The 13,664-nt window shown below is 41.9% G+C and carries 12 protein-coding genes; all 12 read left to right on the forward strand.

Features of this window, described 5'->3' with window-relative positions:
* Window positions 1-52: 52 nt before the first annotated feature.
* The 12 genes from JMW61_RS12815 (at window position 53) to nrdB (ending at window position 13,615) form a co-directional block, all read left to right on the forward strand.
* Window positions 53-496 carry a MarR family winged helix-turn-helix transcriptional regulator gene (locus tag JMW61_RS12815; protein WP_201551773.1) on the forward strand — a complete coding sequence of 148 codons (444 nt, stop codon included), beginning with the start codon at window positions 53-55 and terminating at the stop codon, window positions 494-496.
* 16 nt (window positions 497-512) lie between these two features.
* Window positions 513-1,307 carry a siderophore-interacting protein gene (locus JMW61_RS12820; protein ID WP_201551774.1) on the forward strand — a complete coding sequence of 265 codons (795 nt, stop codon included), beginning with the start codon at window positions 513-515 and terminating at the stop codon, window positions 1,305-1,307.
* 248 nt (window positions 1,308-1,555) lie between these two features.
* Window positions 1,556-3,496: an oleate hydratase gene (locus JMW61_RS12825; RefSeq protein WP_201551775.1), complete on the forward strand. Its 1,941-nt coding sequence runs from the start codon at window positions 1,556-1,558 to the stop codon at window positions 3,494-3,496.
* Between the two features lie 199 nt (window positions 3,497-3,695).
* Window positions 3,696-4,622: a bestrophin family protein gene (locus JMW61_RS12830; protein ID WP_194197490.1), complete on the forward strand. Its 927-nt coding sequence runs from the start codon at window positions 3,696-3,698 to the stop codon at window positions 4,620-4,622.
* 234 nt (window positions 4,623-4,856) lie between these two features.
* Entirely contained in the window at window positions 4,857-5,177 is a 321-nt protein-coding gene (locus tag JMW61_RS12835; RefSeq protein ID WP_194197613.1) for a YbeD family protein, read from the forward strand.
* A gap of 527 nt (window positions 5,178-5,704) precedes the next feature.
* A complete protein-coding gene (nrdA, locus tag JMW61_RS12840) occupies window positions 5,705-7,981 on the forward strand; it encodes a class 1a ribonucleoside-diphosphate reductase subunit alpha (RefSeq protein WP_194197489.1) in 2,277 nt (758 codons plus the stop codon).
* A gap of 82 nt (window positions 7,982-8,063) precedes the next feature.
* Entirely contained in the window at window positions 8,064-8,777 is a 714-nt protein-coding gene (locus tag JMW61_RS12845; RefSeq protein WP_201551777.1) for a hypothetical protein, read from the forward strand.
* A 510-nt stretch (window positions 8,778-9,287) separates the two neighbouring features.
* The gene (locus tag JMW61_RS12850) at window positions 9,288-10,538 is read left to right on the forward strand and encodes a hypothetical protein (RefSeq protein WP_201551778.1); all 1,251 of its coding nucleotides are present in this window, start codon (window positions 9,288-9,290) and stop codon (window positions 10,536-10,538) included.
* Window positions 10,539-10,644: 106 nt separating this feature from the next.
* Window positions 10,645-11,082 (forward strand): hypothetical protein, encoded by a 438-nt coding sequence (locus tag JMW61_RS12855; protein WP_201551779.1) that lies wholly within the window; start codon window positions 10,645-10,647, stop codon window positions 11,080-11,082.
* A gap of 76 nt (window positions 11,083-11,158) precedes the next feature.
* Complete coding sequence (locus JMW61_RS12860) at window positions 11,159-11,992, forward strand: hypothetical protein (RefSeq protein ID WP_201551780.1); 834 nt, start codon at window positions 11,159-11,161, stop codon at window positions 11,990-11,992.
* 50 nt (window positions 11,993-12,042) lie between these two features.
* Complete coding sequence (locus tag JMW61_RS12865) at window positions 12,043-12,414, forward strand: hypothetical protein (RefSeq protein WP_201551781.1); 372 nt, start codon at window positions 12,043-12,045, stop codon at window positions 12,412-12,414.
* A gap of 67 nt (window positions 12,415-12,481) precedes the next feature.
* Entirely contained in the window at window positions 12,482-13,615 is a 1,134-nt protein-coding gene (gene nrdB / locus JMW61_RS12870; protein WP_110922984.1) for a class Ia ribonucleoside-diphosphate reductase subunit beta, read from the forward strand.
* The last annotated feature ends 49 nt before the right edge of the window (window positions 13,616-13,664 follow it).

Below are 13,664 nucleotides of genomic sequence, written 5' to 3' on the forward strand. Positions count from 1 at the left end.
AACCTTATTCTATATAGTTGCTTCTATCAACTATATAGAATAAGGTTCTCTTATGTCGGATAATTCATTGAGTGAAACGCTGCATCAATTAATGCATACCTACACCAACCTATTATTAGAAGGTATTCGGCAGCAAGGTGTGGATTTGTCCGTGACAAACATCCGAACACTAAAAGGGGTCTGTTACAACCCAAAGAGCACTGCTCTATCCATCTCTAAGCACATGCAACGAGACAAAGCGCAAATCACTCGTGCCTTAAATGACCTGTTAGCGGCTGAGCTAATCCTTAAGACAGACAACCCATTGGATGGTCGTAGCCAACTACTACAGCTGACTTCTAAAGGCGAGGCAATTATGGCAAAGCTCGATGCGGCAGAGGAATGGGCCAAAGGACAACTGACTCAAGATTTGAGCCCTGTCGATATTGCCCTGTTCTTTCGCGTCAGTCGCACCATGATAGACAACGTCAACAATAATAAGATTACTGATAAATAAGCAAAGGTAGAATGATATGAATAATACAATAAATCAAAAACCCGTACGAGAAATCATGACCGTTGCCCATAAACAAATGATTACTCCGCACTATATTCGTATATACCTAACAGGTCAGACAGAAACGATCGCCAATATTGCCACCATGACAGTCGGCGCCAACAATAAAGTACTCATCCCTAGAGACAAGACGCAGCCTCTCGACTTAGAGGACAAATCTACTTTCGTTATCCGTACTTACACGCATCGCGGTGCCGATATCGAAAAACAACAGATATGGATTGATTTTGTCGCTCACGGTGACGAAGCCCCTGCCTCATGTTGGGCAACTCATGCTGAAGTTGGCGACGAAATTGGTATCTTAATGAAACCAAAAAATAAAGCGCTTTGCCCCGAGGCAGATAATTTTCTACTGATTGGCGATGCCACTGCCATACCCGTACTTGGCTCGATATTAGAAAGCTTGCCTGCCAGTGCGACCGGTCAATGCATCATCGAAGTGCATGCTGCAGAAGACCAGCAAGAGCTGCCTACTCTAGCCAACATCACCATGACATGGCTACACAACCCGCATCCTATGCAAGGCAGTCAGTTAGTCGACACGGTTAAATCTCTTACGTTACCAAATGCGGACCAGAGCCGTTTCGCTTATATCGCTAGCGAGTTTTCATCGGTTAAAGCCCTTCGTCATTACTTAAAGGTCGAGCAACAGTGGTCAAAGGATGAACTATATGCTTTTTCCTATTGGAAAGCAGGCGTAGCCGAAGACCAGTCTGTGAGCGATAGACAAGCAGAGAAAAACACAGACTAATTAATCGCTCTTTATGATGATAGGAAAATAACTATCGCTGCAGAGCTGAGGTTTTGCGTATTGAATACGTCAACAAAAACATCATTACTATAGGGCGTGTTGAATCCTCAACACGCCCTAATCTGTTTATGTTCAATCATATACTTGATGGTTCAAAAGTTGCGACGTCCCAGGTTTACTTTGTGTGTCCACAGGGTACATAATAAGTTTTGAGTCTTTAGATTCTTTCACCTGCTAAGGGGATTACAATGAAAAATACCAATGACAATCAAAAACAATTAGACCGCTTCCCACATCAACCAGATGCTAATCAAGATTATCCACACCACTCTCCACAAAACGCCCTACCATTCGCTGACAAAATAGGTAACTATCAACGCAACATTGGCAGACCAACCAACGTTTATAAAGATAGCAAGGTCTATATTATCGGTACTGGTATTGCCGGCTTATCCAGTGCTTATTACTTCATCCGTGATGGCAAAGTGCCTGCCGAAAATATCACTTTTTTAGAGCAGTTAGACCTATCAGGTGGATCGATGGATGGCTCAGGTAATACTAAGGACGGCTACCTCGTACGTGGCGGCCGTGAAATGGAGTTTACCTATGAAAATTTTTGGGATATCTTTCAAGATATCCCAGCAGTAGAGATGCCCGAGCCCTACAGCGTACTTGATGAATATAGGTTAATTAATGATGACGATCCTAACTACTCCATCGCGCGCTTGCTACATAATCAGGGTGAGGTTCAAGATTTTGGCGGGGTTGGACTGAAAAAATCAGACCAACTGGCCGTTATCCGCCTGTTACTCAAACGTAAAGAAGAATTGAATGATGTGAGAGTCAATGACTACTTTAGCAACAGCTTTTTTGAGAGTAATTTTTGGATATTTTGGAGCACCATGTTTGCCTTTGAAAAATGGCATAGCTTGCTCGAATTAAAGTTATATATGCATCGCTTTTTGCATGATTTAGATGGCTTGCATAATATGTCGATGCTCGTTTTTCCAAAATACAACCAATATGACGGCTTTATCATACCGCTACGTAATTACCTCATCGAGAAAGGGGTCAAATTCCAATACAACACATCAGTGACAGATCTAGATATCGAATTTGAGCCAGCAGAGTCAGAAAGTGAGCCCAACAAAACTGTCAAAGCCATTCGTGCTGAGGTAGACGGCACATCCACAACCATTGCCGTCACTGAGAATGACTATGTCGTGGCAACCAGCGGCACAATGACAGAAGATAGCCGTTATGGCAATAATGATACAGCACCAAATTTAGATACTATCGTAGAGCATCAAGGTCAATCAAAAGGCTGGACGCTATGGAATAACCTTGCTCTTAAATCTGCCGTATTTGGTCATCCTGACAAATTCAACGGTAATGTCGATGAGTCATCATGGATGTCAGCAACGCTAACATGCAAACCATCAGCATTAGTAGATAAGCTCAAACCGCTCAGTGTCAATGACCCTTATTCAGGCAAGACAGCCACCGGTGGTATTATTACCTTTACCGATTCTAACTGGATCATGAGCTTCACCTGCAACCGTCAGCCACATTTTCCTGATCAGCCTAAAAATACCTTGGTGCTTTGGGTCTATAGCTTACTGATGGATAAAGAAGGTAACTATGTCAAAAAACCCATGCCAAAATGTACCGGCAATGAGATTCTAGCGGAGCTTTGCTACCATCTTGGTATTGTGGATGACTTAGATTCCGTGGTTGAAAACACTATTGTTAGAACTGCTTATATGCCTTATATTACTTCACAATTTATGGTACGTGCCCACGGTGATCGCCCTGAAATCGTACCTCAAGGTTGTACCAACTTAGGCTTAGTGGGACAGTTTGTCGAAACAAAAAACGATGTGGTATTTACGGTAGAGAGCTCTGTTCGTACGGCGAGAGTTGCAGTATACAGTCTGCTTAATATAAAAAAACAAGTGCCTGATATCGACCCATCACAATATGATATTCGTCATTTATTACGTGCAGCAAATACATTAAATGATGGTAAAGGATTTATTGGAGAAAGCTTATTGCGCAAGCTCCTAAAAGACACCTATTATGAGCATATCTTGCCACCCGCTCATTTAGATAGTCAGGAAGAGAGCAAGCGTAATGATTTTATTTTTTCAGAATACTGGGAGTCTATCAAGGGGCTTTGGCATAAATAAAATACTTGAACATAAATACATCTGTTTCGTTTGAAAAAATGATGGGCGCTTAGCGTTTAAGTGGCCACTCTTTATTTCTGGTGTTTCGCAGTCTTCGTTAAATTCATGGCGATTGGGGCTTTACAGATTCTTATTCTATATTAGAATCATACCCTGCACTTCATCGTGTATCTATATACCTCATCGCTAGGAAACTGACATGATTGTCCGGCAAACACCAAACGCCCTTAAGATATTTCTTACCCTGCGTGGATCAGTCATTCCGAAAGTCTATCCGCAAATTTTACTTATCGCCATTCTCAGCACACTCATAACGATTGTGCAACACTGGTATCCTGACTCTTTTCCTTATTATGGTATGGCTCCTTTTACCTTGCTAGGGATCGCATTGTCATTGTTTCTAGGGTTTCGGAACAATGCCAGCTACCAACGTTGGTGGGAAGCACGAGGGCTATGGGGTCAACTGGTCTATGACTCTCGCAGCTTTGCCCGCCAAGTGCTTTCATTTGTAGATGATGACACCGAAGCTGGCCGCGATGCCCAACGCTCAATGATTCATCTGACAATCGCCTTTTCTCACGCTGTACGCCATCGGCTGCGCGGTACGTCTCCTTGGCAAGATGTCGACCCTTTTGTAGCAGCGACCTATCATGACAGTATGCGTCAATCGAGGAACCTACCTAATTATCTAATGCGCCTCTTAGGTAAGCAGCTTGGTGATGTGCGTCGTCAACAGTTATCATCGGAACTTATGGTACAAAACATGGACGAGCGCTTGACGTCTATGACGATTGTATTGGCAGCCTGCGAGCGTATTCATTACACACCACTGCCGTTTGCTTACATGTTGCTAGTGCATCGTACGACTTACCTGTATTGTATTACGTTGCCTTTTGGCTTGGTGGCCTCACTCGGTTGGGCGACTCCCCTCATTTGTGCTGTCATTGCGTATACCTTTTTCGGTTTAGATGCCCTTAGTGAAGAGCTAGAGGAGCCATTTGGTTTTGCGTCTAATCAACTGCCACTTATGGCATTGTCACGCACGATTGAAATCAACTTATTAGAAGCGATGGGAGAGACAGACCTACCGCCTGAGATCGCACCTATCAACAGTTATTTGCAGTAGCTGTTTGCGACAGAGAGTGATAATAAGGTGGTGGCGTTCCCTATCAAAGTAATTGTGGTGCCCCATCACTTGAATAATAAGGTCAGCACCACTATAAATAGCCAATAAACCTCTTAACTTAATAGCTCACATTTTAATAAAAGCGAGGCACACATCATGAGTGATGATTCAAAAGACAGCAATAATCAAAATACGATAAATCAAAACGCCAACCAAAACGCCAAAGACGTCACGATGACGGACATGACACCCAATGAAGGCGTCTTAAAAGGTAAAAGAACGGACATCCAAAATCCAGATCTTTGGGATTTTCCGATGAACTATCCGCTCAGCATCATTGGTCATGAAGGCGAGCATGAGGGCTTGCTTAATGAAGTGAAGCTGATCCTCGGTAGCCAGTTCCCTGATTTTGATTTGGCCTCTATAGAAGTTAAACCGTCTAAAACGGGTCGTTTCCATTCAGCACGCGTCAATTTATACCTCACAGACGCCGATCAAGTGAATACACTTTATGCGTCATTGGACAATGCCAAAACAGTTCGCATGGTCGTATAAACCGGTAATGGGTATTTAGAAAAAAACAACCCCTTTTCCGTCTAAATCGTCACTCATATGGGTGGCGATTTTTTGTGGTTTGGTGTACAATCTGCGCCCGCATTATTGCTGGTACGATCACTATTATCAGTCGACAATAACCGATAAAATAAAAATCAAACCGTCACGATATTTTTACAAAAAATTTATAATGAGCGCATTTGCGTCTAACCCTTATCCCATCGTCCTTTGCCAAAATTTAGGCGGCTGACAACCTTGTAGCAACATAGTTTTATTCTAAAATCAATATAGTATTTTGAAAATTTTCCCGCTATATTGTGCCTACCAATTAACAAACACGCTATATGTAGTACTCAGTGATTTTAATCGTCACTACGAGTATTGGGTATTTTTTGCCTAAAAAAAGAGCAGCTAATGCCAGCAGTTACCATGTTTAGATAGCGTGTTTAAATAAGCAGTATGATAAAAAACGTTGAGCGGGCTTTACCGTTTGACGAATAATATAAGCAACCAAAATAGAGGCCAGCATGACACATATCGACAAAATCAAAGTGACCAAACGTGACGGACGATTAGAACTTATTGATTTAGATAAAATTCATAAGGTAATCGAGTGGGCAGCTCACAATTTGGATAATGTGTCGGTATCACAAGTTGAGCTAAAATCGCACATCCAGTTTTATGAAGGCATCAAAACTCGTGACATCCACGAGACGATCATCAAGTCTGCTGCTGACCTTATCTCTGAAACGACGCCTGATTATCAGTATCTAGCGGCGCGTTTGGCTATCTTCCATTTACGTAAGATTGCTTATAACAAATTTACGCCTCCGCATTTGTATGATCATGTCAAAACGTTAACTGATGCTGGCAAATATGATGAGCATATCCTAGCTGACTATAGCCGTGCTGAATTTGATGAGTTAGAAGAATACCTCGACCACTGGCGCGATATGAATCTTGCCTATGCCGCTGTTGAGCAAATGGCAGGCAAATACCTTGTCCAAGACCGCGTGAGCAAAACCGTCTTTGAAAGCCCGCAGTTCTTGTACATGCTGGTGGGTATGTGCTTGTTTAGCCGTTACGAAAAGTCAGAGCGTATGAACTATGTGAAGCGCTTCTATGATGCGACCTCACAATTCAAAATCTCTCTACCAACACCGATCATGTCTGGTGTGCGTACGCCATCGCGTCAGTTTAGCTCGTGCGTATTGATCGAATGTGGTGATAGCCTAGACTCTATCAACGCGACCACCAGCGCCATCGTACGCTATGTATCACAGCGTGCTGGTATCGGCATCAATGCAGGTCGTATCCGTGCCCTTGGTAGCCCTATCCGTGGCGGCGAAGCACAGCACACTGGCTGTATCCCATTCTATAAATTATTCCAAACTGCGGTGAAATGCTGCTCACAAGGCGGCGTCCGTGGTGGTGCAGCGACATTGTTCTACCCACTATGGCATTTAGAAGTTGAGTCATTACTGGTACTCAAAAACAACCGCGGCGTCGAAGACAACCGTGTCCGTCATATGGATTACGGCGTCCAGTTAAACAAAACGATGTATACGCGCCTCATCAAGGGTCAAGACATCTCGCTATTCTCACCAGGTGACACACCAGGCTTGTATGATGCGTTCTTTGAAGATCAAGACAAATTCGAAGAGTTATATACCAAGTACGAAAATGACCCTGCTATCCGCAGCCGTCAAATTCCTGCAGCTGATTTGTTCAGCCTAATGATGCAAGAGCGTGCGAGTACTGGTCGTATCTATATCCAAAACGTCGATCATTGCAACACGCATAGCCCATTTGACGCGACGGTTGCCCCGATTCGCCAGTCAAACCTATGTATGGAAATCGCGCTACCGACTAAGCCACTTGATAATATCAATGACGAAGAAGGCGAAATCGCCCTTTGTACGCTATCAGCGGTGAACTTGGGTAAAGTCGAAAACGTCAGCGATATCGAAGAGCCAGCCGAGCTAATCGTCCGTGCGCTTGATGCCCTGCTCGACTATCAAGACTATCCAGTCAAAGCCGCCCAAAACGGCAGTATGCGTCGCCGTACGCTCGGTGTGGGCGTGATTAACTATGCTTACTACCTTGCCAAGAATGGCGTACGCTATTCAGATGACAGCGCGCTTGGTCTGACCCATCAAACGTTTGAAGCATTGCAATTCTATCTCTTGAAAGCGTCAAACAAATTGGCAAAAGAGCAAGGCGCTTGCCCTGCGTTCAATGAGACGACGTACTCACAAGGTATCTTGCCGATTGATACGTACAAAGCCGACTTGGATAAAATCTGCCAAGAGCCGCTACATCTCGATTGGGAAACGCTACGTGGCGAGATCACGGAGCACGGTCTACGCAACTCTACCCTAACCGCCTTGATGCCATCTGAGACCTCTAGTCAGATCGCCAACGCGACCAATGGTATCGAGCCACCACGTGGTCTGGTTTCTATCAAAGCGTCAAAAGACGGTATCCTAAAGCAGGTCGTGCCTGAGATTACGACGCTAAAAGATCAGTACGAGCTACTATGGCAAATGCCAAACAATGACGGTTACCTAAAGCTGGTCGCTGTCATGCAGAAGTTCGTCGATCAAAGTATCTCTGCCAACACCAACTACGATCCCGTTCGTTATGCTGGTGGCCGTGTACCAATGAAGATACTGCTAAAAGATTTGCTAAACGCTTATAAAATGGGTGTGAAGACGTTGTACTACCACAACACTCGTGATGGTGCGAACGATGCCCAAGCGGATATGGAAGATGATTGTGCTGGCGGGGCTTGTAAGATTTAAGCTTTTGATGGAGGGCGGGTTTAGCTTTTGGGTCAAACTCGCTGCTTGGTTTTGTACCTTTGAATTTATTAGGGATTAATAAATGGAACTCAACAATCCAATTGAACGCTTAATAGTTTTTTTAAAGAATGCTAAAAAGATTAGCATTAATACTTCATCTGTTAAAGCTTGGGATGAACTCTTAGACACTGAAGGGGATATACCCTTGAGAATGGAAAGAATCGCTAAGTTTCATAGGCTTATTGAGGAAGTTTGTCTCGAGCTATCTAACCTTGAGAATTATGAGGATGTTACACAACCTATTATCAAAAACCTAAAAATATTGCACGAAGTAAATAATTTAAACTCAACTTGGGGAAGTATTGTTAATGTAATTAAAGATACTACAATTACAGGTTTAGAGATTTTCGTAAAATTTGTTGGGGATAGATATACTTCAGATTATGATCTTGAAAAATTATTTTCTATAAAAAAAGAGCTAAGTGCGATATTGGAACAAACTTTAGAGTCTCAAGAAATTGAACCTGAACTTAAAAAATTTCTAATAAGAAGTTTAAGGAATATTATAACCTCAATTGAAGAATACCATATAGCTGGTATCCTTCCAGTTTCCGATGCATTGAACACTTCTCTTGGTAGACTTCTTACAGATGAACAATATAGAGAGCTTCTTAATCAAAATACTTTAGGCAAAAAAATCTCTTTGATTTTCGCAGAATTAGCTAATATTACAACTGTGCTAACAAGTACTGCGCCACTAGTTGGAGTCTCTTTTAAGCTACTTACAAACATCTAATGATTGAATATATTCGTAGTGTTGTAGGGCACGCCCAGCGCACCGATGATATATAAATTGTATTTAAAGGTGCGCGAGGCACACCCTACGCCTGTTACGTCAAAATATTGGGCTTTGAATCAAATCATGAATAGAGCAAATAGCATCTGTGATGAGTGTCTATCATCATACTTTACACTTAGCTCAAAGATGGCAAGTTTATGCCCTAATTGCGCTCACAAACTTTATGGCTATCCAAGCTGTAGTCATAACTTCCAAGATGGTATTTGTGTAGAGTGTGGTTGGAATGGTCAAGAGTCTGATTATGTAAAAGAGTCATAGCACGTAGGTTGGGTTGACGAAGGAAACCCAACAATTCTCATTATATAAACATATCGTGTTGGGTCTCGTACCTCGACACCAACCTACTCTAAAGCATAGAAAGTTGTAGGGTGCGCCCAGCGCACCGATAAGACAACAATCTAATATTTACGAGAATGACGAGAGAGTACCACTATGAAAATAAGTAATATGTCACTACTCACTTGTCTGCTCATAACCTCTGTGTTATCAACACCAGTGAACGCTCAAACTGAAGATAACATTGAAAAACTGGTTAAAAATAACTCTATTGAAGTATGTGAGTGTTTCAAAAAAGTCGACTATATTGATGATTTTTCAGACTTTGATATAAAATTTGACCAGTGCCTTCAAGCATCTACAAATGATAGTGCTTTAAAACAAGATGAACATATTTTCGAGCAATATACGCATTCGATGCACGAACATCAAATGCAATCTTGCGATGTTTATGCTGCTAGAGTAGATTATGTTTTACAACGCCCAGAGCCAAAACTGTCTGACCCTATCTACAATAATCAGGATCAATATAAAGAAATAGCCGAAAGTATCGTTGGAGAGTATTCGATGTCTTTTGGAAATCCTTCTCCAGAAGGAGGATCGAGTTTAGCGCTGCTCGATAATCAAAGATATGTCATGGTTGGATTCGGCGTCGTATTGGTCGGTGATTGGAGAATAGTAAAAGGCAAGTATTTACACCTGATACCTCATCGTACTGAGTACCCATTTTACGTCTTTGGTCGTCATAACACCGAATTGAAAGATAAAACTAAGATAAGATTTAAAGGTAGTGGATTTAGTGAGTCAACACTCATTCGGTATGGCGAAATATCTCAAGATACGCCTATTTTAATGCCTATTTTGCACATAGATGACCAATATCCTTATGATGCAAAAATTCCTCACATACCTAGAGCACTATCACTAGCTTATAACTCTGATTATGAGAATAACGATGATGAAGCCATAGATATTTACACTTTTGATAATGATGAAGAACTTAATGATCTCTATGTCTTAGAATTCAATAAATTGGCACGTAGAGAAGTCATGAAAGCGATTATTGGTGACGATGAATTGACTTTTGATCAAGGAACTACAACAAAGCGACCCTTACCAAGAGCTACGAGTGAAAATGCAGAATTTTATAAAGAGATATCAGATATCAAGCCATTTCCAAAGACACTGTACTACAACTTAGCGGGTAGATCATTTGATAGTAGAGATATCAAACAATACAATTATACTTTTGACGACAACCTGAAAGCCTACGTTGCCAATATTAAGTGTCATGAAGACTGTCCCGCAGCAGATGATTATGACAATACTGATATTTTCTATGAATATAAATCATTAGAAGATATCACAGTACAACAGAGTAAATTTAAAATAGCGAACACATTTGCTGTTCCTAGAGATTGAAAATAGCAATGCTAATCAAGCCTAGGTTAAGGTGGGTTGGAGATCGTAACGCGCCAGCCATAACGCCAATAGCAAACCAATACTGAAATTTATACAAGAATATATTATGCCTAGAATGAAGCCTTCTTTAGAACAATACTCACTGATGCTTTGCGCCCTATTCTGGACAACCATCACTGTGTTATATGTATTTGGTATATCAGGAGGGCTGGTAGGGATTATTTCTATCGGTATATCGATATTGATCTCTCACTTATTTTACATGCAACAAAACCGATTGATGACAGCACATGAACAGCTTGTATTTGCTCGAAAAAGCATATGTAACATTATTACTTTTTCTTGGGTACCGTTAGTCCTCATTTACTTCTTTTATCTGGATGAGGACAAACAAGCGCTATTCATATCTCTCTTTCACCCAAAAGTCTTACCCGCCGCTTTTGTCAGTATAGGCATCGTTTCACTGGTGGCTTTTTTGGGAATTTGGGTAACCACCAAGGGTTATACGTATTTATTAAAACGAGACATAGAGAAAAAAGCATAGCAAGTAAATATTATAGGTTCTCCTAGTGCGTATCCTCATTTTAGAAATGCTGAGCACATTATCAAGGATAAATTCCATGAAAATTTTTAATATCTCATTACTGCTATCAGCGCTATTGTTAGCGACTAGCAGTTATGCTGAAACTACAAGTAAGGAAGATGTAGAAGTAAATACACGTGACCAATGTGGCTACTATTACAGAGAGGCACTGAGCCATCCTGTTATTAAACGTGATGCTGCCGTGACTATAGATAAAGAAGCTGCTGACTACATTCAACTCAAACGTCGGTTCGCTGATGAATATATTATGAATGCTGATATCGGTGACTTCAGACCGACGGGTGGTGACTATAGTTTTGAAGATAATAACCAAATGCTACAAGCTTTATCAATGGGTGACATTATATCGCAAAGCACTGCTGTAAAAGAATTAATAAGCTTATTTGGCTATTATTACTTAGGCGAATACGTGCCAAAGGATGACTATCAGGCCATCGCTTACTTAGAAAAGCTAGTTGAGTATTATAAACAAGACCGCCCAGAGTATGTTGACGAGCTGATACTAGGTGTGGCTATGTCCTTGAATGGCGGGATCAGCAAAGCCAATCCGCTTTGGGGAAATGACGATCCGACTCAGGTATTTAATTTACTCATAAAAGCAGGGTCAATCGACACAGAAGCTATGATGATTGATGAGGACTTTGACAGCTCAGATGCTGATTGTGTCAAAAACATGCTACCTAAGATTGAAGCGCTGGCTAACCAAGGCAGTCGCTTGGCCATTCATAGGCTAGCAAAGCATTATAAAAATTTGAGCTCTGAAGGCATGGAAATAAATAACGAGAAGATGATGTATTGGCAACAAAAAGCTGAAGAAAATCCCCTAATAGGCATCAAATGGTCCATTTAATTTAGGGCATATCATTGAAACATACAAACAATAAAAACGACGGAGGTCATGTGCAATATACCGCAATCATCAAAGACGGTGGTTTGTTTATCCCAAACGTATTTTCAGACCTAAACGATGGTGGCTCGCATATCGTACAAGTCGAGGTTGATATTGCAGAGGTGCGTCAGCAGTTAGGTGTAAACGTCGCACCAACGGCAGCCGTCACCAAAAAAACTGTCGCAAAAGCAGCCAAAAAACCAGCATCAAGAGCGGCTAAAAAAGACATAAAAAGACTATCGGAAGATGCTGACGTGAGTACCCTCCGCAAAAGTGCACTTGATGAATTAGAAGCGCTCGATGATAGCGAGCTGAGCGAGATATTCAAAGCCTATATGAACGATGGACAAGAGTCGTCACAGATATCGTTAGAAAACTTGTAATACAATCAAATGAAAGCCAGTCACAACTATATAAATCAATAACCGTATCAATTATAAAGGCAGTCTCATGACCTACTCGATTTTTTCACAGACACCAAACAATGCGCTAAAAGAGCCGATGTTCTTTGGTAATCCAGTTAACGTAGCGCGCTATGATCAACAAAAGCACCCTATCTTTGAGCAATTGATTGAAAAGCAGCTATCATTCTTTTGGCGTCCAGAAGAAGTTGATGTGTCAAAAGACCGTATGGACTTTGGCAACCTGTCTTCGCATGAACAGCATATATTTTTGAGTAATCTCAAATACCAGACCCTACTCGACTCTATCCAAGGTCGTAGCCCAAACGTGGTGCTATTGCCGCTGGTGTCTATCCCTGAGCTAGAGACTTGGATTGAGACATGGTCATTCTCTGAGACCATTCACTCACGCAGCTATACTCATATCATTCGTAATATCGTCAATGATCCAAACATCATCTTTGATGACATCATGCAAAACGAGCACATCTTAGAGCGTGCCTCTGATATTGCCCAGTATTATGATGATCTGTACCGCAACTCACAGCTATATAGCTTGTACGGTGCTGGTACGCACAACGTCAATGGCGAGGAAGTGACTGTCGATTTGAGATCACTGAAAAAGCAGATGTATCTGTGTATCGTCGCGGTCAACGTCTTGGAAGCCATTCGCTTTTATGTGTCATTTGCCTGCTCATTTGCCTTTGCCGAGCGTAAGCTGATGGAAGGTAATGCCAAGATTATCAAGCTGATTGCGCGTGACGAAGCGCTGCATCTGACGGGTACTCAGCACATGCTGAACCTCATGCGTAACGGTCGTGACGATCCAGAGATGGTCGAGATTGCCGCAGAGTGTTATGAAGAAAGCATCGAGATCTTCCGCAAGGCGGCCGAGCAAGAAAAAGAATGGGCAGGTTACCTGTTCAAAGACGGCTCGATGATTGGTCTAAACAAAGACATCCTTTGCCAATATATCGAATTCATCACCAACTTGCGTATGGAAGCTGTTGGCTTGCCAGCCGTGTTCCCTAACTCTAAATCAAATCCGATTCCATGGATCAATACATGGTTGTCGTCTGACAATGTGCAAGTGGCCCCGCAAGAGACAGAAATCAGCTCGTACTTGGTTGGTCAGATTGACTCAGACTTATCAGACAGCGACTTTGATGATTTTGAATTATAAGAGCTTTGAACTGTAACGTTTGAGTTATAAAATTTGAGCTGTAATAGTT

Source organism: Psychrobacter fjordensis (assembly GCF_904845995.1).
Taxonomy (GTDB): Bacteria; Pseudomonadota; Gammaproteobacteria; order Pseudomonadales; family Moraxellaceae; genus Psychrobacter; species Psychrobacter fjordensis.

Bases quoted from the DNA above. Each gene is read 5' to 3' on its own strand.
- JMW61_RS12815 (WP_201551773.1), top strand. From the start codon at position 53: ATGTCGGATAATTCATTGAGTGAAACGCTGCATCAATTAATGCATACC.
- JMW61_RS12820 (WP_201551774.1), top strand. From the start codon at position 513: ATGAATAATACAATAAATCAAAAACCCGTACGAGAAATCATGACCGTT.
- JMW61_RS12825 (WP_201551775.1), top strand. From the start codon at position 1,556: ATGAAAAATACCAATGACAATCAAAAACAATTAGACCGCTTCCCACAT.
- JMW61_RS12830 (WP_194197490.1), top strand. From the start codon at position 3,696: ATGATTGTCCGGCAAACACCAAACGCCCTTAAGATATTTCTTACCCTG.
- JMW61_RS12835 (WP_194197613.1), top strand. From the start codon at position 4,857: ATGACGGACATGACACCCAATGAAGGCGTCTTAAAAGGTAAAAGAACG.
- nrdA (WP_194197489.1), top strand. From the start codon at position 5,705: ATGACACATATCGACAAAATCAAAGTGACCAAACGTGACGGACGATTA.
- JMW61_RS12845 (WP_201551777.1), top strand. From the start codon at position 8,064: ATGGAACTCAACAATCCAATTGAACGCTTAATAGTTTTTTTAAAGAAT.
- JMW61_RS12850 (WP_201551778.1), top strand. From the start codon at position 9,288: ATGTCACTACTCACTTGTCTGCTCATAACCTCTGTGTTATCAACACCA.
- JMW61_RS12855 (WP_201551779.1), top strand. From the start codon at position 10,645: ATGCCTAGAATGAAGCCTTCTTTAGAACAATACTCACTGATGCTTTGC.
- JMW61_RS12860 (WP_201551780.1), top strand. From the start codon at position 11,159: ATGAAAATTTTTAATATCTCATTACTGCTATCAGCGCTATTGTTAGCG.
- nrdB (WP_110922984.1), top strand. From the start codon at position 12,482: ATGACCTACTCGATTTTTTCACAGACACCAAACAATGCGCTAAAAGAG.